This is a genomic window from Corynebacterium sp. (assembly GCF_030532195.1).
Lineage (GTDB): Bacteria > Actinomycetota > Actinomycetes > Mycobacteriales > Mycobacteriaceae > Corynebacterium.
Window position 1 is genome coordinate 1 of the sequence record NZ_JAUNLP010000008.1, and the last position, 24,218, is coordinate 24,218.

The 24,218-nt window shown below is 58.1% G+C and carries 21 protein-coding genes and 2 tRNA genes; 7 read left to right on the forward strand and 16 right to left on the reverse strand.

Going from position 1 to position 24,218, the window contains the following annotated elements:
• Positions 1 to 210: 210 nt before the first annotated feature.
• The 5 genes from ndk to Q4E11_RS08960 all read right to left on the reverse strand — a co-directional run bounded on the left by ndk (position 211) and on the right by Q4E11_RS08960 (position 6,827).
• Positions 211 to 621, reverse strand: coding sequence for a nucleoside-diphosphate kinase (gene ndk / locus Q4E11_RS08940; protein ID WP_303165293.1), 411 nt, complete (start codon positions 619 to 621; stop codon positions 211 to 213).
• Positions 622 to 730: 109 nt separating this feature from the next.
• A complete protein-coding gene (locus tag Q4E11_RS08945; RefSeq protein ID WP_303165294.1) occupies positions 731 to 1,258 on the reverse strand; it encodes a DUF4233 domain-containing protein in 528 nt (175 codons plus the stop codon).
• A complete protein-coding gene (locus tag Q4E11_RS08950) occupies positions 1,255 to 2,760 on the reverse strand; it encodes a folylpolyglutamate synthase/dihydrofolate synthase family protein (protein ID WP_303165372.1) in 1,506 nt (501 codons plus the stop codon). Before Q4E11_RS08950 ends, Q4E11_RS08945 begins: the two co-directional genes overlap by 4 nt.
• Before the next feature lie 185 nt (positions 2,761 to 2,945).
• Entirely contained in the window at positions 2,946 to 5,681 is a 2,736-nt protein-coding gene (locus Q4E11_RS08955) for a valine--tRNA ligase (RefSeq protein ID WP_303165295.1), read from the reverse strand.
• Positions 5,682 to 5,843: 162 nt separating this feature from the next.
• Positions 5,844 to 6,827 carry a malate dehydrogenase gene (locus Q4E11_RS08960; protein WP_303165296.1) on the reverse strand — a complete coding sequence of 328 codons (984 nt, stop codon included), beginning with the start codon at positions 6,825 to 6,827 and terminating at the stop codon, positions 5,844 to 5,846.
• 229 nt (positions 6,828 to 7,056) lie between these two features.
• Here Q4E11_RS08960 and Q4E11_RS08965 point away from each other — a divergent pair, with 229 nt between their 5' ends.
• A complete protein-coding gene (locus tag Q4E11_RS08965) occupies positions 7,057 to 7,842 on the forward strand; it encodes a TetR/AcrR family transcriptional regulator (RefSeq protein ID WP_303165297.1) in 786 nt (261 codons plus the stop codon).
• An 81-nt stretch (positions 7,843 to 7,923) separates the two neighbouring features.
• Here the strand turns inward: Q4E11_RS08965 and clpX are convergent, their stop codons facing one another.
• From clpX to Q4E11_RS08990, 5 genes are all read right to left on the reverse strand, one after another.
• On the reverse strand, positions 7,924 to 9,186 hold the full coding sequence (gene clpX / locus Q4E11_RS08970; RefSeq protein WP_303165298.1) for an ATP-dependent Clp protease ATP-binding subunit ClpX: 1,263 nt from the start codon (positions 9,184 to 9,186) through the stop codon (positions 7,924 to 7,926).
• A gap of 130 nt (positions 9,187 to 9,316) precedes the next feature.
• A complete protein-coding gene (locus tag Q4E11_RS08975; RefSeq protein WP_303165299.1) occupies positions 9,317 to 9,946 on the reverse strand; it encodes an ATP-dependent Clp protease proteolytic subunit in 630 nt (209 codons plus the stop codon).
• A gap of 38 nt (positions 9,947 to 9,984) precedes the next feature.
• Positions 9,985 to 10,599 carry an ATP-dependent Clp protease proteolytic subunit gene (locus Q4E11_RS08980; RefSeq protein ID WP_303165300.1) on the reverse strand — a complete coding sequence of 205 codons (615 nt, stop codon included), beginning with the start codon at positions 10,597 to 10,599 and terminating at the stop codon, positions 9,985 to 9,987.
• A 98-nt stretch (positions 10,600 to 10,697) separates the two neighbouring features.
• Entirely contained in the window at positions 10,698 to 12,167 is a 1,470-nt protein-coding gene (gene tig / locus Q4E11_RS08985) for a trigger factor (RefSeq protein ID WP_303165301.1), read from the reverse strand.
• Positions 12,140 to 12,216: transfer RNA gene (locus Q4E11_RS08990), tRNA-Pro, on the reverse strand. Before Q4E11_RS08990 ends, tig begins: the two co-directional genes overlap by 28 nt.
• 565 nt (positions 12,217 to 12,781) lie before the next feature.
• Between Q4E11_RS08990 and Q4E11_RS08995 the strand changes: the two genes are divergently transcribed.
• The 3 genes from Q4E11_RS08995 to Q4E11_RS09005 all read left to right on the forward strand — a co-directional run bounded on the left by Q4E11_RS08995 (position 12,782) and on the right by Q4E11_RS09005 (position 14,202).
• Positions 12,782 to 12,856: transfer RNA gene (locus Q4E11_RS08995), tRNA-Gly, on the forward strand.
• A gap of 76 nt (positions 12,857 to 12,932) precedes the next feature.
• Positions 12,933 to 13,166: a hypothetical protein gene (locus Q4E11_RS09000; RefSeq protein ID WP_303165302.1), complete on the forward strand. Its 234-nt coding sequence runs from the start codon at positions 12,933 to 12,935 to the stop codon at positions 13,164 to 13,166.
• Between the two features lie 157 nt (positions 13,167 to 13,323).
• Positions 13,324 to 14,202 (forward strand): DUF1542 domain-containing protein, encoded by an 879-nt coding sequence (locus tag Q4E11_RS09005; protein ID WP_303165303.1) that lies wholly within the window; start codon positions 13,324 to 13,326, stop codon positions 14,200 to 14,202.
• 135 nt (positions 14,203 to 14,337) lie between these two features.
• Here Q4E11_RS09005 and Q4E11_RS09010 read toward each other — a convergent pair whose 3' ends face one another.
• Positions 14,338 to 14,811 (reverse strand): ribose-5-phosphate isomerase, encoded by a 474-nt coding sequence (locus tag Q4E11_RS09010; protein WP_303165304.1) that lies wholly within the window; start codon positions 14,809 to 14,811, stop codon positions 14,338 to 14,340.
• A gap of 244 nt (positions 14,812 to 15,055) precedes the next feature.
• On the opposite strand from Q4E11_RS09010, the gene Q4E11_RS09015 reads away from it, so the two are divergent.
• Positions 15,056 to 16,240 carry a TIGR04053 family radical SAM/SPASM domain-containing protein gene (locus Q4E11_RS09015; protein ID WP_303165373.1) on the forward strand — a complete coding sequence of 395 codons (1,185 nt, stop codon included), beginning with the start codon at positions 15,056 to 15,058 and terminating at the stop codon, positions 16,238 to 16,240.
• Between the two features lie 17 nt (positions 16,241 to 16,257).
• On the opposite strand, the gene Q4E11_RS09020 is transcribed toward Q4E11_RS09015, so the two are convergent.
• Positions 16,258 to 16,902 carry a DsbA family protein gene (locus Q4E11_RS09020; protein ID WP_303165305.1) on the reverse strand — a complete coding sequence of 215 codons (645 nt, stop codon included), beginning with the start codon at positions 16,900 to 16,902 and terminating at the stop codon, positions 16,258 to 16,260.
• Positions 16,903 to 17,037: 135 nt separating this feature from the next.
• Between Q4E11_RS09020 and pepN the strand changes: the two genes are divergently transcribed.
• Positions 17,038 to 19,740, forward strand: a complete 2,703-nt coding sequence (gene pepN, locus Q4E11_RS09025) for an aminopeptidase N (RefSeq protein ID WP_303165306.1) — start codon at positions 17,038 to 17,040, stop codon at positions 19,738 to 19,740.
• A 53-nt stretch (positions 19,741 to 19,793) separates the two neighbouring features.
• Positions 19,794 to 20,192 (forward strand): globin, encoded by a 399-nt coding sequence (locus tag Q4E11_RS09030; protein WP_303165307.1) that lies wholly within the window; start codon positions 19,794 to 19,796, stop codon positions 20,190 to 20,192.
• A 6-nt stretch (positions 20,193 to 20,198) separates the two neighbouring features.
• Here the strand turns inward: Q4E11_RS09030 and Q4E11_RS09035 are convergent, their stop codons facing one another.
• From Q4E11_RS09035 to Q4E11_RS09050, 4 genes are all read right to left on the reverse strand, one after another.
• Complete coding sequence (locus Q4E11_RS09035; protein ID WP_303165308.1) at positions 20,199 to 20,972, reverse strand: hypothetical protein; 774 nt, start codon at positions 20,970 to 20,972, stop codon at positions 20,199 to 20,201.
• 7 nt (positions 20,973 to 20,979) lie between these two features.
• Positions 20,980 to 21,405, reverse strand: coding sequence for a thioesterase family protein (locus tag Q4E11_RS09040; RefSeq protein ID WP_303165309.1), 426 nt, complete (start codon positions 21,403 to 21,405; stop codon positions 20,980 to 20,982).
• A gap of 155 nt (positions 21,406 to 21,560) precedes the next feature.
• Positions 21,561 to 23,231: an energy-dependent translational throttle protein EttA gene (ettA, locus tag Q4E11_RS09045; RefSeq protein WP_303165310.1), complete on the reverse strand. Its 1,671-nt coding sequence runs from the start codon at positions 23,229 to 23,231 to the stop codon at positions 21,561 to 21,563.
• A gap of 164 nt (positions 23,232 to 23,395) precedes the next feature.
• Positions 23,396 to 24,025: a single-stranded DNA-binding protein gene (locus Q4E11_RS09050; protein WP_303165311.1), complete on the reverse strand. Its 630-nt coding sequence runs from the start codon at positions 24,023 to 24,025 to the stop codon at positions 23,396 to 23,398.
• Positions 24,026 to 24,218: the final 193 nt, after the last annotated feature.

A 24,218-nucleotide genomic window follows, 5' to 3' on the forward strand; every position in this document is an offset into this window, starting at 1 on the left:
CCGGGAGGTAATCTCTGGTGTTATCCATGATGCAATGACCGCCTGACCCTACCGGTATCAAAATGCCATAAACCTAATCAGTTTCACGTTTGCTACTCCGCGAGGGGGTCGCTGGGGCCGTCGGCAAGCGAAGGACAAGCAAAAAGCGCCGAACCTGCAAGCTTGAAGGCTTGCCCAGGTTCGGCGCTGGAAGTTGTAAGCGGCTAAGACTTAGAGATTCGGGAACCAGATGCCGATCTCGCGCTCAGCAGACTCCGGAGAGTCGGAGCCGTGAACAACGTTGTTGGAAACCTCAAGCGCGAAGTCACCGCGGATGGAGCCCGGAGTTGCAGCCTCAACCGGGTTGGTGCCGCCTGCGAGCTGACGCCATGCAGCAATCGCATTCGGACCCTCGATAACACCAGCAACCAGCGGTGCAGAGGTGATGAAGTCAACCAGCTCACCGAAGAACGGCTTATCGACGTGCTCTGCGTAGTGCTCCTTAGCAGTGGCCTCATCAGCCGTGCGGAGGTCAAGCGCGACCAACTTCAGGCCCTTGCGCTCAATACGGGAGATAACTTCGCCGACCAGACCGCGGGAAACGCCGTCCGGCTTGATCAGAATAAGAGTACGTTCAGTCATGCTGTGCATCATACTATGACAATCCCCACCGCACCGGGTGACAGTGCAGTGGGGTGAAATATAATCCCTGACCAGCAGGATGCCGGGCCGTGCGCAACTCTATGTGCAACTAGGAATGCTGCGTAGTGAGCAGGCCTCGCTCCATACGTTGGATGAGGTTCTTACGCAGGTGCAGAATGTACGCCCACACCAGTGCAAAGAAGACCCCCACAACACCCATGGACACATGCGTGAACACCGCCAAAACGCCGAATACCTGCAGCACAATGTTGGCCGTCAGCGCCCAGGGCTGCTTCTGCAGGAAGGCCATCACAATCATCGCGATGCCCAGCACCGAGATGTAAACCACCGAGAACGTCTGGTTGATTTGGCCATCAGAGATGCGAGTGACCACGGTGAGCCCCAGCAGCACTGAAATTGCCTGCATGATCAGGGTGCCCGACATCACGCCACGCAGGCCCTTCATTGGGTCCTTTGCCGGATCATGTCCAGCACCGAGTGGGCCGTACTTACCGCCTTCAGTTAAGTCACGGCCTTCGCGGTAGGCGCGCAGGGCTTCTCGGTCGGCTGCCGAGTAGTCCTTACCGCCCTGGGAACCACCCTGGGACTGAGATTCGCTTGCCTGAGAATCACTCATTGCGGATCCTTTCCAAATAGAGTCCGGGCCTCGCCCGCAGTGACGACAGATCCAGTGATAATCACACCAGAGCCAGAGACAATGCCGTCACCGGTATCGGTCTCCTCCGCCAGCGCCACGGCCAATTCCACGGCGGAAGGCAATGTTGGCACTCGGTGGACGCGCTCTTCACCGAAGATCTCCACAGCCAGATCAGCCAGGTCATCATAATGCAGCGCACGCGGTGAGGTGTTCTGCGTGATGACTACTTCCTCAAAGTACGGCTCCAGCTCCATAAGCAGGCCACGTGCGTCCTTCTCCCCCAGCACCGAAAGAACTCCAATCACACGGCGGAAGTCGAACTCAGCGGAGAGAGCCTCACGCAGAGCATGAGCGCCATGCGGGTTGTGCGCAGCATCGATGAACACAGTTGGGGTTGCGCGGACGCGCTCGAGGCGGCCGGGCGACGTGACCGTCGCAAAGCCTTCCCGAACTGCGTCGATATTGAGCGGACGCCCCGGACCTGCGCCGAAGAACGCTTCCACCGCGGCGAGCGCGGTAGCGGCATTGCGAGCCTGATGCGGACCGTGTAGCGGCAGGTGAATGTCGTCGTACTCGCCGGCCAGCCCCTTCAGGGTTAAGTTCTGGCCGCCCACCGCTAGCTGATCGCTGACGACTCCGTATTCAATTCCAGCACGGGCAACTGAGGCATCCATCTCGACGGCGCGGCGCAGAAGAACCTCCATTGCCTCCGGCTCCTGCTCACCGATGATGGCGACGTTGTCCGGAGGTGTCAGCAGGTCGTCCTTGTTCCACCGCGACTTGATAATTCCGGCCTTCTCACCAGCGATTTCAGCCAACGTGTCACCGAGGTATTCCGTGTGGTCCAACCCGACTGGGCAAATCACCGCTACATCGGCCTCGGCAACGTTGGTGGCATCCCACGTGCCGCCCATGCCGACTTCCACGACGGCGACATCGACTGGAGCGTCTGCGAATGCGGCATAGGCCATGGCTGTGAGCACTTCGAACTTGCTCATCTGCGGCCCACCCTGCTCGGCGGACTTGGCATCGACCATTTCCACATAGGGCTGAATTTCCCGCCAAATGCGCACGTAATCGCGCGGATGAATCGGCTGACCGTCGATGGCGATACGTTCAGTCACCAGCTGCAAATGCGGGCTGGTGGTACGGCCGGTGCGGCGCCCCAGAGCACGCACCAGAGACTCAATCATGCGCACGGTAGAGGTCTTGCCGTTGGTACCGGCGACATGAATGACCGGAGTTGCTCGCTCTGGGTGACCGAGCAGATCCATCAGCAGCTCAATGCGCTCGAGCGACGGATCAATCTTGGTCTCAGGCCAGCGCTGATCCAGCTCCGCCTCAACCTCGGCGAGCTCGCGCATCTCTTCCTCGGTCGCCGCCAGTGGAGCTGGCTCGTTGACCGGGCGGTCAACATCGACAGGAAGGCTTAAGCCCTCCTCCGACACTGATACCTCTCCCAGCCGCATGTCGTCCGGCATGGGGTCATCAGCCATGACACCTGCGATTTCGCGTGGTGCACGGTCTTCGACAATTTGGGTATCAGCCGGGTCGAAGTCGAACTCTGGCGCATCTGCAGAATCATCCTGAATCTGAGATGCCGATTCGTCTTCGCCGCTGCCGAGATTCAGACGAATCTCGTCGGCAGCCTCATCGCGTGATTCGGTCATGCCTTAGGAAGCCCCTCCAAACGAGCCTTGATGCGATCGATTTCCTCCAGAGCGAACTGGTGGCGGTTCTTAATCTTTTCCACGACCTGCTCTGGCGCCTTGGACAGGAAGGCCTCGTTACCGAGCTTCTTCTCGGTGCCAGCGAGTTCCTTCTCCGCCTTGGCCAGGTCCTTCTCCAGACGCTTGCGCTCAGCAGCAACATCGACTGTGCCGGAGGTATCCAGCTCAATCAGAACCGTTGCCTGCGACAGACGGACCTCAATGGAGGCGGTTGCCTTAAAGCCGTCTTCCGGCATCTCTGCACGAGCCAGGGAGCGAATCATCTCCTCCTGGCCAGCCAGGTCAGCATCGGCCAAGTTCATGCGAGCCGGAACACGCTGCGAAGGCTTCACACCCTGGTCATTGCGGAAGCGACGCAGCTCGGTCACCAGCTTCTGAGTATCCGCGATGCGACGTGCAGCCACTTCATCAACAGCAGCGCCGTTGGTGGTCATGGAAGCATCCGGCCAGGCCGAAATTACCAGCGAATCCTCGAAGCCCTCGTCATCGTCGGTAAGCGCCTTCCACAGCGTCTCCGTGACAAACGGCATGGTCGGGTGCAGCAGACGCAGCAGGGTGTCCAGCACGCGGCCGAGAACCAGACGTGTGGAGGCAGCGCGCGCAGCCTGCTCCTCGGTCATGGTTTCGCCCTCTGCCAGGCGTGGGAAGTCAACCTTGGTCATCTCCAAGTACCAGTCACAGACCTCATCCCACGCAAAGTGGTACAGAGCCTCGTTGGCCTTGGAGAACTCGTACTTATCCAGCGCGGTGTCGACCTCTGCGCGGACCTGCTCAAGGCGGTCGAGAATCCAACGGTCGGTATCAGTGAGCTTGTCTCGGTCTGGCAGCTCGCCGACATGTGCACCGTTCATCAGCGCGAAGCGCGTGGCGTTGAACAGCTTTGTGGCGAAGTTACGCGAGCTCTGTGCGGCATCATTACCAACCGGCAGGTCAGAGCCCGGGTTAGCGCCACGAGCCAGGGTGAAACGCAGCGCGTCTGCGCCGTAGTCACGCACCCAGTCCAGCGGATCGATGCCGTTGCCCAGCGACTTGGACATCTTGCGGCCGTGCTCATCGCGGACCAGACCGTGGAGGAAGACATCCTTGAACGGAATCTGCGGACGACCATCTCGGCCCTTGCCCAACGGGGAATTCGGCAACGTTGCGGCGAAGGTCGAGAACATCATCATGCGGGCGACCCAGAAGAACAGGATGTCGTAGCCGGTGACCAGCACGGATGTCGGGTAGAACTTCTCCAACTCCGGGGTGGCATCCGGCCAACCCATGGTGGAAAATGGCCACAGCGCCGAGGAGAACCAGGTATCCAGCACATCCGGATCCTGCGTCCAGCCCTCGCCCGTCGGGGCCTCTTCATCCGGGCCGACGCAGACTACTTCACCGTTCGGGCCGTACCAGATTGGGATGCGGTGCCCCCACCACAGCTGGCGGGAAATACACCAGTCATGCATGTCATCGACCCAGTCGAACCAGCGTGGCTCCTGCGATGCCGGGTGAATGACAGTGTCGCCCTCACGGACAGCATCGCCGGACATCTTCGCCAGCTCATCGACCTTCACAAACCACTGCAGGCTCAGCAGCGGCTCAATCGGCTCACCGGAGCGCTCGGAATGGCCCACGGAGTGGACGTATGGGCGAACTTCCTTAACAATGCGTCCCTGCTCACGCAGCGCCTCAGTCAGCGCAGTACGGGCCTCCGCGCGGTCCATGCCATCAAAGCGCGTACCCGTGTTGAAAATGCGTCCAGTGGTGTCAATAACCTCCGGCATATCCAGGTCATGGCGCTGGCCCATGGCAAAGTCATTCGGGTCATGTGCAGGAGTAATCTTCACTGCACCGGTACCGAACTCACGGTCCACATAATCATCCGCAATAACCTGAATCTTCAGATCATCGCGGAACGGGTGGTCAAGCACCTTGCCCACCATGTGGGTGTAGCGCTCATCCTCCGGGTGCACGGCAATAGCCACGTCACCCAACATGGTCTCCACACGAGTGGTGGCCACAACAATGGACTCATCGCCATCGCCGTAGCGGAACGAAATCAGCTCGCCCTCTACGTCTTCGTACTTGACCTCAATATCCGAAATTGCGGTCTGCAGCACCGGTGACCAGTTGACCATGCGCTTTGCGCGGTAAATCAGACCACGGTCGAACAATTCCTTGAAGATAGTTTGCACTGCACGCGACAGCCCCTCATCCAGGGTGAAGCGCTCGCGCGACCAATCCAGGGAATCACCAATCTGGCGCATCTGGTTGCCGATGCGTCCGCCGTATTCCTTCTTCCATTCCCAGACCTTTTCCACGAATTCCTCGCGGCCATAGTCGAAGCGGTCCTTGCCTTCCGTCTCCTTCAGCATGGCCTCGACCTTGGTCTGCGTGGCGATACCTGCGTGGTCCATCCCCGGCAGCCACATGACCTCATATCCCTGCATGCGCTTACGGCGCACCAGCGCATCCATCAGAGTGTGGTCCAGCGCGTGGCCCATGTGCAGCTGACCGGTCACATTCGGCGGCGGCAACACAATAGAGTAGGCCGGCTTCGGGCTCGACGGATCCGCCTTGAAGTAGCCGGCGTCTACCCAACCCTGGTACAGGTCTGACTCCACGTCAGCCGGGTTCCACGACTTGGGCAACTTATCTGCTCTGTTTAGGTCCACGTTGTTCTCAGTCACGCGTCACATCTTAGCGCCTTGCTCGGATTGGTTTTTAGCATGGCTTTCCGACGGCACTTTTGCCACCTGCAACCAGACACAAAAAAGCGCCATCCCACGGGACAATTCTCCGCGGATAGGCGCTTTAGTTTGTCGGCTAGATTATTGCCTTGCTATGTGCTCTTACCCCAGCAGGTCCTTGATGGCATCGCGCTCTTCGCGCAGAGCCTTGACATTGCGCTCAATGCCAGCACGCTGTGCGTCAGAGAGGTCCAGGCCCTCAACGCGGACCCATTCGCCGTTTTCTGCGCGGCAAGGAACACCGAAGACCAGGCCCTCATCGATGCCGTAGGAGCCGTCAGACGGCAGTGCGACAGATACCCAGTCGCCCTCTGGAGTGCCCATGACCCAGTCACGCATGTGATCGACTGCAGCGGCAGCAGCAGAAGCTGCGGAGGAAGAACCGCGAACCTCAATAATCTCTGCGCCACGCTTTGCGACACGCGGGCTGAACTCCTGCTCAACCCATGCGGCATCAACCTTGTCGGAAATCTTCTCACCAGCAGCAGTTGCGTAGGTGATGTCCGGGAACTGATCTGCGGAGTGGTTACCCCACACAATCATGTTCTTGATCTCGGTGGTTGGAACACCGATCTTCTGGGACAGCTGCGACAGGGAGCGGTTGTGATCCAGACGCATCATTGCGGTGAAGCGCTCAGCCGGAATGTCCTTGGCGTGAGAAGCGGCAATGAGGGTGTTGGTGTTGGCCGGGTTACCGACGACCAGGACCTTGATGTCATCTGCTGCGTGATCATTCAGAGCAGCACCCTGCGGGCCGAAAATCTTGCCGTTGGCACCGAGCAGCGCAGAGCGCTCCTCGCCCTTGCCGCGCGGCTTTGCACCGACCAGGAATGCTGCATTGGCGCCGTCGAAGGCCTTGGCCGCATCATCTGTGATGTTGATTCCGGTCAGAAGCGGGAATGCGGAGTCAAACAATTCCATTGCAACGCCTTCGGTGGCATGCAATGCCGGAGTGATCTCCAGCAGGTTCAACTCAACCGGGGTCTCCGGGCCAAAAACGGAACCGCTAGCGATACGGAACAGAAGCGAATATGCAATCTGACCGGCAGCACCGGTAACTGCAACCTTTACGGGAGTCTTGTTCACTACAGGCCTTTCTCGATAGAGAACGAATTCAGTGCCCACTGTAATGCGCTGGACGGATTGGCGCAGACGGGGGCGACGCGGTAGGGCGCAAATGCAAAAACAGATAGCATTAGGCATGACTTACGGTCACGTACTCATTTGCCTGAAAAGTAGTTCAGACCGCACGATTTCACCCCCGTTTGATAGTCCAAAACCTGTTAGCCGTCTCTAGTCCAAGCAAAGGATTTCCATGAAGTCTCCAGGCTCGTCCGATGCAATCCCCCATGCAGTTTTGGTAGCTGCGCTTCAAGAATTCACCTCTAAGGGGTACGCGGATGCTCGGTTGGATGCCATCGCTGCGGCGTCTGGGGTCTCCAAGCGAATGCTGCACTACCACTGCGGCGACAAGATGGGGCTGTACCGTGCAACGTGGTTGTACGTGCTGGAAACCGTTCGGCCTGACGACGATGCCTTGAGGCCGCACTCCACGGTGCCAGTGGAAGCCCTTCAGCATGTTGTCGGAGTTATCTACGACTACTTCTCAGCGAACCCATTGGCAGTGCGGTTTATCATTCAGGAAAATCTGCACCCAGTACTCCCACTGGAAGGTGTCACGGGCATCGGTGGCCAATCCCCGATAGTGCTGGAGTTTGACCGCATTTTGTTGCTCGGTCGTGACTACGGCGCTTTCCGTACCGACATCTCGGCACTTGATCTCTACATTCTCGTGCTGTCGCTGGCATCCTTCCCCACCCTGCACCAGCGCACTTTTGAAAACCTCTACGGCATCGAAATGAAGTCCACGGTGCTGGCGGATAAGCTGCGCGAATTCGCCCAGGATACGGTCACAAGTTTGCTGACCTCCCCGCCACGTAATGAGCCGGGTAGCTCCTACACTTCCCTACTGGCGTCCCACAACGTCAACGAGTCCGCACTGGGGGCTGAGGTCTATGGCGACCAGCCCAACCCAGAGACAGACGATCTGGCGGCTGATGACGCTCCTGACTATCGCGATATCTACGGCATGGACGACTAAACAAAAGCGGCTACTTACAGCGAAACCCGGTTAGAGCAGTCACAAGCTCTAACCGGGTTTTGTGGTCATCACTGCCGCAGACTACGCGGTCTTTTTGTCCTCGGTACGCTCAATCAGCTTGGGCGCAGCACCGTCCGTGACGCACTCCTTGTGGACAATGACCTCGGAGACGTCGTCACGCTCTGGCACGTCGAACATCACGGGAACCAAAATTTCCTCCATGATGCCACGCAGACCGCGCGCGCCGGTGTTACGGCTGATTGCCTTGGCTGCGATTGCGCGTAGTGCTCCTTCCTCGATGGTGAGGGTGACGCCGTCCATCTCGAACAGGCGCTGGTACTGGCGAACCAGGGAGTTCTTCGGCTCAGTCAGGACGCGAACCAGTGCATCTTCGTCCAAACTGGTCACGGAAGCGATGACCGGCAGGCGACCGATAAATTCCGGAATGAGGCCGAAGCGGACGAGATCCTCGGGCAGCACGTCGCGGAATGGATCCTTCATGTCCTCATCGTTGACTGAATGGACATCAGCACCGAAGCCGAGCCCCTTCTTACCGACGCGCTCCTGAACGACCTTTTCCAGCCCCGCGAATGCGCCAGCCACGATGAAAAGTACGTTGGAGGTGTCGAACTGAATGAACTCCTGGTTCGGCAGCTTGCGTCCGCCCTGTGGCGGCACAGCGGCGACAGTGCCCTCCAGAATCTTCAGCAGTGCCTGCTGCACGCCTTCGCCCGAAACGTCGCGGGTGATGGAGGTGTTTTCGGACTTGCGGGAAATCTTGTCAATCTCATCGACGTAGATGATGCCGCGCTGCGCCTTTTCGACGTCAAAATCGGTAGCCTGCAACAGCTTGAGCAGGATGTTTTCGACATCCTCACCGACGTAACCGGCCTCGGTCAGGCTGGTGGCATCTGCAATTGCAAATGGAACATCAAGCTTGCGGGCCAGCGTCTGTGCCAAGTAGGTCTTGCCACAGCCCGTAGGGCCGAGCAGCAGGATATTGGACTTCTGCAGCTCTACATCGTCGTCAGCCTTGGACTCAGCTGCACGCAGGCGCTTGTAGTGGTTGTAGACCGCAACTGCCAGCGTGCGCTTGGCCACATCCTGGCCAATTACGTACTCATCCAGAAAGTCCCGAATTTCCTTTGGCCGTGGAAGACGGTCGCTGCTACCAGTAGCTTCGCCGCCAGTGTTGAGCTCCTCTTCAATGATTTCATTGCAGAGCTCAATACACTCATTACAGATGTATACGCCAGGTCCGGCAATCAGCTTTTTGACCTGCTTCTGGCTCTTCCCACAGAAAGAGCACTTGAGCAAATCAGCACTTTCTTGCATACGCGCCATGAGGCTTCCGCCGCCGCCTTTCCGCTATCCCTCGACTACTGTTCTGCCTAGCCTACCGTGAGCACCTAGAAACGCCGATTCCCCACGCCGGTGACGACCGACGCGGGGCATACGGCGGAACGCCTATTTCTTAAGCGTTGGCCTTGCGGTACTCGAAGACCTGGTCAATGATGCCGTACTCGACAGCCTCAGATGCGGTCAGAATCTTATCGCGGTCGGTGTCCTTGCGAATCTGCTCCGCAGTGCGGCCGGAGTGACGTGCCAGGGTCTCTTCCATCAGCTTACGCATGCGCTCGATCTCATTGGCCTGGATCTCCAAGTCAGAGACCTGGCCCTGGATACCCTGCGTTGCCGGCTGGTGAATCAAAACACGTGCGTTCGGCAGAGCTGCACGCTTGCCTGGAGCACCTGCAGCCAAAAGCACGGCGGCAGCGGAAGCAGCCTGGCCGAGGCAGACAGTCTGAACGTCTGGGCGCACGTACTGCATCGTGTCGTAGATGGCCATCAGGGAAGTAAAGGAGCCACCCGGGGAGTTGATGTACATCGTGATGTCACGATCCGGGTCAAGTCCCTCGAGAACCAAAAGCTGCGCCATGATGTCGTTTGCAGCAGTGTCGTCGACCTGGGAGCCGAGGAAGATAATGCGCTCTTCAAAGAGCTTGTTGTACGGGTTGGATTCCTTTGCACCGAAGCTAGAGTGCTCCACGAAAGAAGGAAGCACGTAGCGCGACTGCGGCATCTGCATATTGTTCATCTCCATGTTGATTAAATCGCCTCTATTTTCGCTACTGTCCGCTTCTAGTTGGCGGTGTCCTTGAGGGTGGTCACGACGTGGTCAACCAGGCCGTATTCCTTTGCCTCAGCCGCAGTGAACCAACGGTCGCGGTCCGAGTCTTCCTCAATACGCTCAACCGGCTGACCAGTGTGCTCAGCGATTAGACGAGCCATTTCCTTCTTGGTGGCAGCGAACTGTTCTGCCTGAATGGTGATATCGGATGCGGTACCACCGATACCGGCCGACGGCTGGTGCATCATAATGCGTGCGTGCGGCAGGGCGTAACGCTTGCCCTTGGCACCTGCGGCCAGGAGGAACTGGCCCATGGAGGCAGCAAGGCCCATGCCGTAAGTAGCAACATCGCACGGAACGAACTGCATGGTGTCGTAAATAGCCATGCCAGCGGTAACGGAGCCGCCCGGGGAGTTAATGTACAGCGAGATGTCCGCCTCCGGGTCTTCGGCTGCCAACAGCAGCATCTGGCCGCAGAGCTTGTTAGCAATCTCGTCGTCGACCTGATCGCCCAGCCAAATAATGCGCTCCTTGAGCAGCTTGTCGAAGACAGTGTTCGTCGACATCTGAGGGTTATCGCTCATCTGTGTACTCCTTTTCGTACGGGTGCGAGATTTGTCGTTCATTAGAGGGTAACGAAAAGGGCCGCCCCTTTGTTTCGGGAACGGCCCTTGTTCGCTATCAGCGTTGCATCACTTTGATCGTGCCGCGCTAATTACGGGAATTACTCAGCAGAGGTTTCCTCAGCCTTGTCAGCGTCAGCGCCTTCTTCAGACTTCTCCGGCTCGATTTCGCCGAAGTACTCGTTCAGGTCAATCTCGTTGCCCTCGGTATCCTTGGCAGTTGCCTTCAGGATAGAGGTTGCCAGAGCCTTGCCACGGCGAACGTCTGCGAAGAGGTTGCCCAGCTGGCCGGACTGCTGAATCTGCTGGATGAACTGGTTCGGGTCCATGCCGTAGGACTGAGCAGTAAACAGGATGTGGTCGGTGAGCTCCTGCTGGGAGACCTCCGGCTTGATTTCCTCAGCCAGGGCATCCAGGAACAGCTGGGTGCGGACTGCCTCTTCAGCGGACTTCTTGGAGTCCTCGTCGAACTGTTCGCGGGTGGTGCCCTGAGCCTCAAGCATGGAGTTCAGAACCTTCTCGTCGCCGCCGAACTGGCCCAGCAGCTGCTGCAGCTGACCCTCGACCTGTTCCTTGACAACGCCCTCTGGCAGAGCGACGGTGGTCTGCTCCATTGCAGCAGCCAGAACCTTGTCGCGGACCTGCTGAGCCTGCTCGCCCTTCTTGGTGTTCTCAACCTGGCGTGCCAGGTCTTCCTTCAGCTCGTCGATGGTGTCGAACTCGGAAGCCATCTGAGCGAAGTCGTCGTCTGCCTCCGGCAGCTCGCGAACCTTGACGGACTGAACGGTGACGGTGACCTGTGCGTCCTCGCCCTCGTGCTCACCGGCAACCAGCTTGGTGGTGAATTCCTTGGACTCGCCCTGAGCCAGACCGATAACGGCCTCATCCAGACCCTCAATCAGGTCATCGGAGCCAACCTGGTAGGACAGGCCCTCGGTGGAAGCCTCTTCCAGCTCTTCACCGTCGATGGTGGCCGACAGATCGATGGAGACGAAGTCATCCTTCTCAACTGCACGCTCAACACCGGTGAGGGTGCCAAAACGAGCGAGCAGGTTCTGCAACTCAGCCTCAACAGCGGCCTCGTCGGCGACCAGCGGGTCAACCTCAACTGCGATGTCTTCAAACTTCGGCAGGTCAATCTCCGGGCGGACATCCACCTCAGCGGTGAACTCAACAACGTCACCGTCTTCCAGCTTCGTGACGTCAATCTCCGGCTGACCAATAACCTTAAGGTCCTCCTCACGAACGACCTGGTCGTAGCGAGACGGAACCATATCGTTGAGCACCTGCTCCAGGATTGGGCCACGGCCGAAGCGGGCCTCAATCAGCTTTGCCGGTGCCTTACCCTTACGGAAGCCCGGAATCTGAACCTGCTGAGCCAGAGCCTTGTAAGCATTGTCGAACTCAGGCTTCAGCTCGTCGAACGGAACCTCGACGGTAATCTTCACACGGGTTTCGTTGAGCTTCTCAACGGAAGACTTCACTGGTGCACTCTCCTGCAACTCGATGATTAATTCATAGACCACGGGAGTGCCCGTGATACTGGTCGGGGTAGCGGGATTTGAACCCACGGCCTTCCGCTCCCAAAGCGGACGCGCTACCAAGCTGCGCCATACCCCGTATGCGTCATTCGAAACCTAGCAGATACTCCACCGGAGCACCTGCACCGGGGTCCCTGTAGTCGCGAACACACGATTTCCATAACGGACCCGTATAGATTTACCTGACGTTCAATGAAATCACAAAACCAACCCCTCTGCCAGGCCAATCTCGCAGTACGCACGCTTGACGACGTAATCGAGAACTAACCCGAACCCTGCAGTTGTTTCCATGAATTCCGTGAATATCACTGGGCGTTTGCTTTAACTTGGCCATCCTTGTGGGATCGCCTCGTCTGATACAAACACTCCTTCGTCGGCCGACTCATTAAACAGGCCCCCAAGATCACTTGAGTTCCTCCCTAAAGAGCCGAGTGACAGTGTAATCAACAGCCACGGGCGAGTTTCACATACCCCGGATAGCAGTTCTACCCCACTTCATTTCACCGGTTTAAGCTGCATTTTTTCGGTAGCAATTTACTTGCGATTGCCTTGTCGATTTTTCTCTGGGCCGATTGACGGGTTAGTATGCTTCTTACCAAGACGCGGTTCGGAGAGTTTTCACATTCTTCCGACTGAGCTTGCCTGGGGATGTCGTATAGTGGCTAATACCTCAGCCTTCCAAGCTGAAGACGCGGGTTCGATTCCCGTCATCCCCTCCACTTCAACCGGGAGCCTGTCTCCCGGTTTTTCGTTTTTCCTGTGGACTATGCCCGCAGCACAGGTACGCTAGGCACCATGAAACCCACCATCATTGATGCCGATACTGGACATGAATTGTGGACCGCCGTCGAGTGTGCAGCTTTCTCCGGAACTGCACGAGGAACGTTTACTAGTTACGCAGGGCGTAAGAAGGCTCCGGAGCCCGTCGCAAAGCTCCATGGCCTAACCCTGTGGGACTCCGAAGAGGTCCGGAAGTGGCATGCAAACCGTAAGGGACGTGCTCAGCGCGGCGATTCCCAGCAGTCGTAATAACTGAAATTCGCTGAGCAAATACCTGCCCTTAGCTGCACAAAGTATCGCTTTTCTAACAGGCGCTCTTCGGTGTGGGAACTTTTCCGGCTTCTGAGACGTTGAAATCAATACCAGTCCGACTATTCTCTCTTTTTCCGTTTTGGAGGCCTAGCCCATGGGGGCGTTATTCCTAATCGCACTATTTGTCGGTGGCGCTATCGTCATTGCAGCAATGGCACAGCAGCGCTCAAACCAGGCATTTGATGCTCGGAAGAACAATCAGATTGAGGACGCCAAGGCCGATGCTCGTCGTTGGATTGAGCGCCTAGGTTCTCAGGTACTCACCCTGTCGGGTACCGATCAGGCTTCCACTCAGGCACTGGCTGATGCCTCCGAGCGATACAACGCGGCCTCCTCACAGATTTCTACCGCTTCGACTCCTGCGCAGGCTCGCATGGCTCGTGAGTCCGCACTCGAGGGTCTGCACTACATCAATGCCGCCCGCGAGATTATGGGACTTCCCGCAGGCCCGGCTCTGCCGCCCTTGGAGGGTCAGAAGTCTGCTGGCTCGGTCACAGAGACCCGCACCATTGAGCATGAGGGGCACACCCTGACTGCCTCCCCATACGCCACTGCGCAGACTCCGAACTACTATCCCGGTGGCCGTGTGGCTGGTCGCCCAGTCCCGGCTGGTTGGTACTCCGAGCCGTGGTGGAAGTCTGCACTGCGCACCGGTGTGTGGACCGCAGGCTCGATGCTGCTGTTCTCTTCGCTGTTCCACGGCATGGCAGGTGTCGCCTACAGTGCGGATCACTTCGCTGACGGTATGGGCGATGGCACTGAGCCGGATGCCTCCGGTGGCGACGACTTCGGTGGCGATGCCGGGGATGACTTCGGTGGTGGCGACGATTTCGGCGGGGATGCCGGTGGCGATTTCGGTGGTGACTCTGGTGATGCCGGCGGAGACGATGGCGGATTCTTCGACGGTCTCTTCGGTGGCGGAGATGATGGTGGCGGATTCTTCGATGGCGGCTTCGACGGATTCGATATTTAGGAATAAATTTCCCGTGCGTCTACGCGTCTCATAAACACCGGCTCTGCACATGCAAAAGGCTGATTCCAGCACTTTCCTGGAATCAGCCTTTTACTTTGTTGTTCGCCCTGACGGCGTGTCTACAGCGACAAACACTTACTCCTGCGGCAGTTCCGGCGCAACACCGGTCTTTTCGTACTCAGCCAGGATGTCGATGCGGCGCTGGTGGCGCTCCTCCTCGCTCCACGGCTGGGAGACAAACGCATCAACAATGGCCAGGGCCTCTTCCTCAGAGTGCATTCGGCCACCGAGACCAATCAGCTGAGCGTTGTTGTGCTCGCGAGCGAGCTTTGCGGTCTCAACCGACCAAGCAAGTGCACAACGAGCGCCCTTGACCTTGTTGGCGGCAATCTGCTCGCCATTGCCGGAGCCGCCGAGAACGATGCCCAGGCTACCCGGGTCAGCGACCGTGCGAGAAGCGGCCTCAATGCAGAATGCTGGGTAATCATCTGCAGGGTCATAGGTGTGAGCGCCGCAGTCAACGACGTCATGGCCAGCCTTCTCCAGGTGGGCCTTAATCAGGTTCTTCATCTCAAAACCGGCGTGGTCTGCACCAAGGTAAATACGCATGGCAACAAGTTTAGCGGCACCCGCGGATTACTCGGAGTCTGCACCCGTTTTAGGTATTGCTTGACGACGACTCCTGCGTTGCCGAATAGGGTGAAACTGCAACTGTTTTTGTAATCTCAGCACGTCTTCTAGACCAGAATTAGGTGCTTTTATCGTGTCTCCTGCGCCACAAGCTCAGTTCCAAGTCGATCCGGACGCACTCAGCCCGCACGCGAACCCGCCAGCGCGGCATCGTGCTCCTGTTGTGCGAACGGTTCGACATGACATCAATAAGAAGCCTTTTATTGTCATTTGGGAAGTCACCCGCGCTTGTGGGTTGGTGTGCAAGCACTGTCGCGCGGATGCGCAGCACCAGCCGCACCCTTTCCAGTTGACGACTGCCGAGGGCAAGACGTTGCTGGAGACCTTGGCGTCGTATAGCAAGCCGAAGCCTCTTATCGTGCTGACTGGCGGCGACCCATTTGAGCGCGATGATCTGGAAGAACTGGTGCGATACGGCACGGAGCTCGGTCTGAACATGTCGCTGTCGCCTTCGGTGACCCCGAAGCTGACACCGGAGCGGATTCGCTCGCTGCGCGAAGCAGGTGGTAAGGCGATGTCGATGTCTCTGGATGGTGCGACTGCGAAAACGCACGATAAGTTCCGTGGGTTCTCCGGCACGTTTGAAAAGACTCTGGAGATGGCACCGTACATCAATGAGGCTGGATATCGGCTGCAAATTAACTCCACGCTAACCAAGGGAAATATTCGTGAAGCACCGGCGCTGCTAAAGACAGTGATGGATATGCAGGCCAAGATGTGGTACGTCTTTTTCCTCGTTCCCACTGGTCGCGGCTCGGATTTGGATGCGCTGTCCCCGGAAGAACGCGAGGATGTCTTGCACTGGCTATCGGATATTTCCAACCGAATTGCCATAAAGACGACGGAGGCTCCGCAGTATCGTCGCGTCGTTTTGCAGCAGGAGGAAGCCAAGGAAAAGGGTCTACCGCCGTATGAGGGCGGCGAGCTCTATAAGTATCTCACCGAAGAGACCACGCGTCTGCTCGGTGCAGTGCCGGAAAAGCCGCGGCGCCCGCGCTCCCCTATGGCGGTGAATTCGGGCTCAGGATTCGCTTTCATTGACCACATCGGCGATGTCTACCCGAATGGTTTCCTGCCATTGCACTGCGGAAACGTGAAGGCCACGCCATTCCAGGAGATTTACTCCAATTCGCCGGCTTTTAAGGCTCTCCGTGATCCTGATAATTGGCACGGCAAGTGCAGCGTATGTGAATATCACAGCGTATGCGGTGGTTCCCGCTCAACTGCATATGCGTTGACCGGGGATTACACGGCATCCGATCCGACATGCGTCTACATCCCACCACGGTGGGCGGCAATGAGCGAAGAAGAACGGCAGGCCTCCACCGGAGCGACGGCTAAGGATTAGCCTGAGCTAGTTCCGGATTAGTCGAACTGCGGAGCTTCAGTGCGGGAGCGCTTGAGCTCGAAGAAGTACGGGTAGCTGGCAACGGCAACGGCACCGTCGAAAATCTTGCCCGCCTCTTCGCCGCGCGGAATGCGGGTGAGAACTGGGCCGAAGAAAGCAACATCATTGAGCTTGACCACTGGGGTGCCCACATCGTTGCCGACCTCCTTCATGGCCTCTGCGTGGTTGTCACGCATCAGATCATCGAAGTCGGTGGTCAGAGCCTGTGCGAGGCGCTCCTCCGGCAGACCAACTTCCTTCAAAGCAGCCGTAATCAGCTCGTCGAACACGTGCTCCGGCTCGTCGACATGCGCCTTAAGATTAACGCCGCCCTCATTGTGAATCTTGGTGCCCAGCGCGGTGTAGAGCTTATCGACGGCGTCCTGACCGTCCTGCTTAAAGACTGCATTGAACAGACGTGCCGGAGTCCAGTTGCACTTCATCATGAACTTGTAGTCTTCCGGCAGCTCATCGCGGCCCTCATTAAGCACTGACAGGCTCATCGGCTTCCACTCAATGTCGATGTCACGAACCTTTTCGACTTCCTTAATCCAGCGGGAAGTCACCCAGCAAAACGGGCAGGAAACATCGAAGTAAAAAGTGACCTTGTCTCGGTTGCTCATGATTGAAGATTCCTTTCGTTGGAGTTGTCCTCTATTCGGCACCTTAGTACCACATGGGCTGGTTCTTCGAGGGCTGAGTACAGATTCGGCCTCGAAGCCAGAACCAAAATGCGGGCAGTGGCTACTCTGGTACCTATGACGTCAAAGAATCTGACACGAAATGAAGCAATTGCCCGTGCAGAACTGCTGCGCGTAAATCATTACGATATCGACCTGGATCTGACCACAGCTCCAGTCGACGCACCTCACAGTGCTCCTACCTTCGCATCGAAGACCACCATCTCTTTGACTGCAAAGAGCGCTGGCTCTACTTTCGTTGATCTGCGAGATGCACACGTTAAAAGCGTGACCATCGACGGTGTCGATGCCACCAAGGCCGCCCGCTACAACAGCGACACCGGCATTAACTTGGACCTGACCGAGGGCGACCACATTGTCGTGATTGACGCGGATTGCCGTTACACCAACAATGGCCAGGGCATTCACCGTTTCCAGGATCCGGCAGATGGCGAGACGTACCTGTACTCGCAGTTTGAGACCGCTGATGCCAAGCGTGTGTTTGCTTGCTTTGACCAGCCGGATTTGAAGGCCACCTACTCCATTCATGTCGTGGCACCGAAGGGTTGGAAGGTTATTTCCAACTCGGTAGCCAAGACCGGCACGACAACCGATGCACACGGCAATGATGCTGACACCTTTGACTTCAGCGTTGATGTCCCGCTGTCCACCTACCTGGTGGCTGTCTGTGCAGGCCCGTGGTACGAAGTTACGGACACTTGGACCGGCATGATTGCACCACACCCGGAGACACCGGTCGAGCATCAGCCGGACGGCGAGATGACCATTCCGCTTGGCCTTTACTGCCGTAAGTCCATCGCCGAGCACCTCGATGCCGATACCTTGTTCAAGGAGACCAAGGAGGGCTTCGACTTCTACGCCAAGCACTTCGGCGAGCCGTACGCATTCGGCAAGTACGACCAGGTCTTCTGCCCTGAGTACAACATGGGCGCGATGGAAAACGCCGGCTGCGTCACCATCCGCGATGAGTACGTTTTCCGCTCCAAGCCAACTGCATACCTCTATGAGCGCCGCAATGACACCATCCTGCACGAGATGGCACACATGTGGTTCGGTGATTTGGTCACCATGAAGTGGTGGGATGATCTGTGGCTCAATGAGTCCTTCGCCACCTGGTCGGCTGCTGCTGCACAGATGGAGGTCTCCGACTTCTCCAGTGCATGGACGGCTTTCGCCAACGTTGAAAAGGCCTGGGCTTACAAGCAGGATCAGCTGCCGTCCACTCACCCGATTGCCGCCGATGCCAGCGACATTGACACCGTGGAGCAGAACTTTGACGGCATCACCTACGCCAAGGGTGCATCCACGCTCAAGCAGCTGGCCGCCTACGTTGGTCAGGATGCATTCCTGGCCGGTGCCCGTCTGCACTTTGCCCGCCACCGCTTTGGTAACGCCACCTTCGACGATCTGCTCGAGGCACTGTCGGAGGCATCCGGCCGCGATCTGTCCGGCTGGGCTGATCAGTGGCTGACTACTACCGGCATCACCACGCTGGCACCGGATTTCCGAGTGTCTGCCGGCAAATACACTTCCTTTGCGGTCACGCAGGATGGTGCTCAGCCAGGTGCCGGTGAGCTGCGCGATCACCGCATTGCCGTCGGTATTTACAACCTGCGCGGCACGGGCGATGACGCGGTTCTGGAACGCACAAAGCGCGTGGAAATAGATGTCCGCGGCGCTCGTACCGAGGTGCCAGAACTTCTGGATACCCCGATTGGTGACGTCGTCATTGTCAATGACGACGATCTCACCTACAGCATGATTCGCCTGGACGAAAGCTCCCTTTCCACTGTCATCGACCACATCGGTGCCTTCACCGATTCCATGCCGCGCACTCTGTGCTGGTCGGCTACGTGGCAGATGGTTCGTGCAGGCCAGATGCGCGCCCGCGACTTTGTCGAGCTGGTTCTGCGCGGCATCCCGGGCGAGGACAAGCTCTCGGTTCTCGAGCGCATCATCGCTCAGGCCATCAGCGCGGTTAATGTCTACGCCGATCCACAGTGGGCTGAAGCCACTGGCCGCGACCTGCTGGCCAAGGGCCTCCTGGAATACGCGCAGAAGGAAACTGACGCTGACCGCGCCCTGATTTTCGTCAATGCACTGTGCTCCGTGGGCTCGTCGGAAAGCGACGTCCTCGATGCCCTGCGCGCCGTTTACAACAATGACGCTGATAAGGCCGGTTTCCAGGCTGTGACGGTCGATACCGACATGCAGTGGCGCGCGCTGAAGGCGCTGGTCGCCGCGGGTGTCGAGGGCGAGGATGCCATCGTCGCCATGGAGAAGACCGACAACTCAGCGCTTGGCACGCAGGCTGCAATTGCCGCTCGCGCGTCGGTGCCGACGCTGGCAAACAAGGCACGCGTCTGGGCAGAGGCCACCGTCTCCGGCGACGAGGCGCCGTCGAACCTGGTCATTCGCCATCTGCTGATGGGCTTCAACGCACCGGGCGCAGGCAAGGTGCTGGCCACCGCGCTTGACGACGACACCCGCGCCGCCATCTCCGCAGATGCATCGGCAGCCTCCCTTGCGGATCACTTCTTCGCCGTTGCCAACAGCTGGTGGCAGGATTTCTCCTCTGAGACTGCGCAGACCCTGCTCGAGGGCCTCTACCCCACCTGGGAAATTACCGAGACTGCGGTCGCGGCTGCTCAGCGCCTGCTGGATAGTGACCAGACTGCGGCTCCGGTCAAGCGCATCATCTCTGAGCAGCAGTTCCTGATGAAGCTGGCTCTACGCGCTCGCGAATTCGACGCGCAGTAGTCGTCTGAGGTCAATTGTCGTTGATTGGCACCAAAGTCATTAGACTTGGTGCCATGACAACTTCTCACACGCTTTTTGACTCCGTCGGCGGCGAGGATGTCTTCAACCGCATCGTCCATGGTTTCTACACGCGCATGCGTTCCGATGACCTCATCGGCCCGATGTACCCCAGCGATGACTGGGAGGGTGCCGAAAAACGTCTGCGCATGTTCCTCGTCCAGTACTGGGGCGGGCCACGCACGTACAGCCAGGAGCGCGGACATCCTCGCTTGCGCATGCGCCATATGCCGTTTTCCATCGGCGAGGCCGAGCGCGACCGCTGGTTGGAGATCATGAGCGCCGCGCTGACCGACATCCCCGACGAGGAACTGCCGAAGCCGCAGCGCGATGCGATGTGGAATCACATGGTGCAGGTTGCGGACATGCTCATCAATCGCTTTGATGAGCAGTAGCTGCCACTAGTTCAGCAGCGGCAGCACGCCGAAGGACTCGAGCGTAAAAATCGAGCCAAATCGCCCATCGAGTCGGTGCCAACGCCCCTTCGCGGACACACGCACCGGCTCTTTTTCGTCAGGTTGCTCAGGGATAAATCCCATCGCACACAGCGCAAACACGTCCCGCATGGTCACGTCCACGACGCTTGCCGACGATTCTTGCGAGTCATCCCCCGCAGTATCAGCGCTGGCCGTGGCGTCGCCGCCACGTACTGAGAGCACCTTTTGGTCCAGCAGTGACGTCGGCAAGCCCATCGGCCCCGACGATTCCGTGGCGACTGCGCGCGCCTGCTTTTCCAACGTGCGAAATGCACTGGCGGGAACGTAATCAATGACCTGCCAGCCGTCGAGCACCGGCAGAAACCCCGGCCAGCCCGCGGATGACTGCGAATGGACGCGGTACGGCAACGCTGTCAGCGAAGCTTCCTGGTCCTGACTATCATCGCTCGACTTAGCCTGGGCAATGGCGCGAACTGCAATGTCTTTAATCTCGGCGGCGGTGACAATGATGTCGTCGGGAAGCGCGTGCAGATTGATAGTGCGCATGGCCAGCGGTCCGAAGCTGGTTTTCACCCACACCTGCGACATATCGGAGTGTTCGTCGTGGGTTTCGCGTTTGCGGATGCGCAGCAGCGTTGCCTCGTCGATGGCGAAGGCCTTGTGAGCCAGCACGCCGAGGTTTTTCAGCGCAGCGGCGGAGCCGAAGGCCAATTCGGCGGTGGATTGAGGTTCGGTCACTGTGTATCTACTTGTCCTCAATCGCCGGTGCCGCGAAGCGCTCCAGTTCTCGGCGAGCAGCTTGAGTCAGCTCTACCGGCTTGGCAGCCTTCAGATCGAACATGACCATGACGGTTTCCAGCACGCCAACGATGTGCTCATGCTCGTCGGAAATAGTCTGGCGAAGCGTAAAGGAGGTACGGCCGAAGCGGATAATTTCGGTCTCTACAAGCACCTCTTTGGTGTCCGGCAGAATTGCTCGGACGTAATCAATTTCAACGCGTCGGACAACAGCCGCCGGCGCTCCCGCAGAGCCGCCAAGCCCGCGCAGGACGAAATCTGCGCGCGCTTGCTGGGCGTACTCCAAGAAGGCGGTGTTGTTGGCGTGGCCGTACTGATCAAAGTCAGACCACCGAACAGCGACGGTAGTGCGGAAAGGTGCTGATTCAGTCATACAGAGAACTATAGGCGCTTTGCAGACATCTGAACTTCCGAATGCGGCGATTGGCTGTCGTGGCTTATCTGCAGCAGTGAACGCGAAAGCCCGGAACCTGTGCGGATGCAGGTTTCGGGCTTTGTCACTTGGACCGACTCAGGTTTGGTGCCTGCCTAGCGAGTCAGGCGACGGTGAGTGACACGCGACGGGCGAGCTGCTTCCTCGCCGTAGCGCTCAATCTTGTTCTTCTCGTAGCCCTCGAAGTTGCCTTCGTACCAGAACCACTTGCCCTCTTCGAAGTTGCCTTCCCACGCCAGGATGTGGGTACAAGTGCGGTCCAGGAACCAGCGGTCGTGGGAAATGACCACGGCGCAGCCCGGGAACTTCTGCAGTGCGTTTTCCAGCGACGACAGGGTTTCAACGTCGAGGTCGTTAGTAGGCTCATCGAGCAGAATCAGGTTGCCGCCCTGCTTCAGCGTCAGAGCCAGGTTCAGGCGGTTGCGCTCACCACCGGAGAGTACCTTCGACGGCTTCTGCTGGTCAGCACCCTTGAAACCGAAAGCAGAGAGGTATGCGCGAGACGGCATCTCGTTCTGGCCGACCACGATGTAGTCGAGGCCATCAGAGACAACTTCCCAGACGGTCTTTTCCGGATCGATGTTTTCACGACCCTGGTCGACGTAGCTCAGCTTGACGGTCTGGCCGACCTTGACCTCACCGGCATCCGGCTTTTCCAGGCCAACGATGGTCTTAAACAGCGTCGACTTACCAACACCGTTCGGGCCGATAACACCAACAATGCCGTTACGCGGCAGGGTGAAAGACAGGTCCTTGATCAGCACGCGGCCGTCAAAGCCCTTCTCCAGGTTCTTGACCTCAACGACCTGGTTGCCCAGTCGCGGCGGGGTCGGAATCTGGATTTCTTCGAAGTCGAGCTTCTTGTACTTCTCGGCTTCCTCAACCATCTGCTCGTACCGTTCCAGACGGGCCTTATTCTTAGCCTGGCGAGCCTTCTGGCCAGAGCGAACCCATGCCAATTCGTCCTTCAAGCGCTTCTGCAGCTTGGCATCCTTCTTACCTGCAACCTCAAGACGCTCAGCCTTCTTCTCCAGGTACGTGGAGTAGTTACCCTCGTACGGGTAGAGCTTGCCGCGGTCGACCTCACAGATCCAGCCGGCAACGTGGTCCAGGAAGTAACGGTCGTGGGTGACGGCCAGGACAGCACCTGGGTACTTAGCCAGGTGCTGCTCCAGCCACAACACGGACTCAGCGTCCAGGTGGTTAGTGGGCTCGTCGAGAAGCAGCAGATCCGGCTCGCTGAGCAGCAGCTTAGCCAGTGCTACACGGCGACGCTCACCACCGGACAGGTGCGTAACCGGCTCATCTGCCGGCGGGCAACGCAGCGCGTCCATAGCCTGCTCAATCTTGGAGTCCAGCTCCCACGCGTCAGCAGCGTCGAGCTCCTCCTGGAGCTTGCCCATTTCCTCCATGAGCTCATCGGTGTAGTTTGTGGCCATCTCTTCGGCGATAGCCTCAAAGCGAGCCTTCTTCTCGAAGATGTCGCCCAGACCTTCCTCCACGTTGCCGCGGACGGTCTTTTCTTCATTAAGCGGTGGCTCCTGCAGCAGGATGCCGACGGTAGCACCCGGCTCCAGAAATGCTTCACCGTTACTCGGCTGATCCAAGCCAGCCATGATCTTCAGAATCGAAGACTTACCAGCACCGTTTGGACCAACAACGCCAATCTTGGCGCCCGGGTAAAACGCCATGGTGACGTCGTCGAGAATAACCTTGTCGCCGTGCGCCTTACGCACGTTCTTCATCTGGTAGATGAACTCACCCATGGTGGAATTTCGTCCCCTCGTAGAAAGGAAATAATCAATCCCTGTAGAGGTTACGCATAGGAATCAAAAGGCACAATCTACGAGGACGCTCACTTGCGGTAGGGGCCGCCACGACGTGACAGCGGCCCCACTATCACGTGGCCTACGACTGCACCGCCACCAAACTAAAAGGGCGCAGATGCCCCCGCTCCTGCCAATTCTTCCGTCCCCGCAGCGGTTGAATCGGCGTCTGACTGCGACCCGCCCGGCGCGTTCGATGCTGCTGCCGCAGTGCGCTCAGGGGCATCCGAGAAGGAAGTCTCTGTAGCCGCCTGCCCCATCACACGGCCAGCATCCAGCGTGGTTACTTCCCCATCGCCGCGAATGACTTTCACAGTTTCCCCAGCTACCTCTCGACCCCCATTTTGATTCACACCATTCGGCGCATCATGTGGCTTTTCCGTCATGGTCTTCACCGTGGCCAAGTGCCGGCGCAGATTGGGGCCCACAGCCTTGGCAATGATCTTCTGACGCTGATGCTTTGTGCCATCATCCCCCTCCCAGCGATCAGTTCGAATGTGACCGTGAACAATGACCGCTTGGCCCTTCCACAATGTATTGTTCACATTCTCTGCGAGCTTGCCCCAACATTCGACATCGAAATACGAAGTTTCAGATTGCTCCCAGCCATTGTCACCTTTCCATGACCTGCTGGATGCCACCGAGAACTTACAAACCTTTGCCCCGGAATGGGTATTGCGATTTTCAACGTGATGGACAACATTTCCCACCACGGTAATGACTGCCTCAGACATCGGGCTCCTCCCCCAAATCAAGCTTTGATACAGACCGACCGAATGAGGTTCAGATGACTTTTAGATTTCTTGCTCACTGAGTCATTCGTGTCGTAGCAATTACTTTTCCGGCTTCGAGCTCCGCACAGAAGAGGCAAAAAGAGAGCCTGTGGATAAGTTGCCAGAAAAAGCAACTATCCACAGGCTCTCGATG

Excerpts from the sequence above, each read along its gene's own strand:
- ndk (WP_303165293.1), bottom strand. The coding sequence starts at position 621 with ATGACTGAACGTACTCTTATTCTGATCAAGCCGGACGGCGTTTCCCGC.
- Q4E11_RS08945 (WP_303165294.1), bottom strand. The coding sequence starts at position 1,258 with ATGAGTGATTCTCAGGCAAGCGAATCTCAGTCCCAGGGTGGTTCCCAG.
- Q4E11_RS08950 (WP_303165372.1), bottom strand. The coding sequence starts at position 2,760 with ATGCCGGACGACATGCGGCTGGGAGAGGTATCAGTGTCGGAGGAGGGC.
- Q4E11_RS08965 (WP_303165297.1), top strand. The coding sequence starts at position 7,057 with ATGAAGTCTCCAGGCTCGTCCGATGCAATCCCCCATGCAGTTTTGGTA.
- clpX (WP_303165298.1), bottom strand. The coding sequence starts at position 9,186 with ATGGCGCGTATGCAAGAAAGTGCTGATTTGCTCAAGTGCTCTTTCTGT.
- Q4E11_RS08975 (WP_303165299.1), bottom strand. The coding sequence starts at position 9,946 with ATGGAGATGAACAATATGCAGATGCCGCAGTCGCGCTACGTGCTTCCT.
- Q4E11_RS08980 (WP_303165300.1), bottom strand. The coding sequence starts at position 10,599 with ATGAACGACAAATCTCGCACCCGTACGAAAAGGAGTACACAGATGAGC.
- Q4E11_RS09000 (WP_303165302.1), top strand. The coding sequence starts at position 12,933 with ATGAAACCCACCATCATTGATGCCGATACTGGACATGAATTGTGGACC.
- Q4E11_RS09005 (WP_303165303.1), top strand. The coding sequence starts at position 13,324 with ATGGGGGCGTTATTCCTAATCGCACTATTTGTCGGTGGCGCTATCGTC.
- Q4E11_RS09010 (WP_303165304.1), bottom strand. The coding sequence starts at position 14,811 with ATGCGTATTTACCTTGGTGCAGACCACGCCGGTTTTGAGATGAAGAAC.
- Q4E11_RS09020 (WP_303165305.1), bottom strand. The coding sequence starts at position 16,902 with ATGAGCAACCGAGACAAGGTCACTTTTTACTTCGATGTTTCCTGCCCG.
- pepN (WP_303165306.1), top strand. The coding sequence starts at position 17,038 with ATGACGTCAAAGAATCTGACACGAAATGAAGCAATTGCCCGTGCAGAA.
- Q4E11_RS09030 (WP_303165307.1), top strand. The coding sequence starts at position 19,794 with ATGACAACTTCTCACACGCTTTTTGACTCCGTCGGCGGCGAGGATGTC.
- Q4E11_RS09040 (WP_303165309.1), bottom strand. The coding sequence starts at position 21,405 with ATGACTGAATCAGCACCTTTCCGCACTACCGTCGCTGTTCGGTGGTCT.
- ettA (WP_303165310.1), bottom strand. The coding sequence starts at position 23,231 with ATGGGTGAGTTCATCTACCAGATGAAGAACGTGCGTAAGGCGCACGGC.
- Q4E11_RS09050 (WP_303165311.1), bottom strand. The coding sequence starts at position 24,025 with ATGTCTGAGGCAGTCATTACCGTGGTGGGAAATGTTGTCCATCACGTT.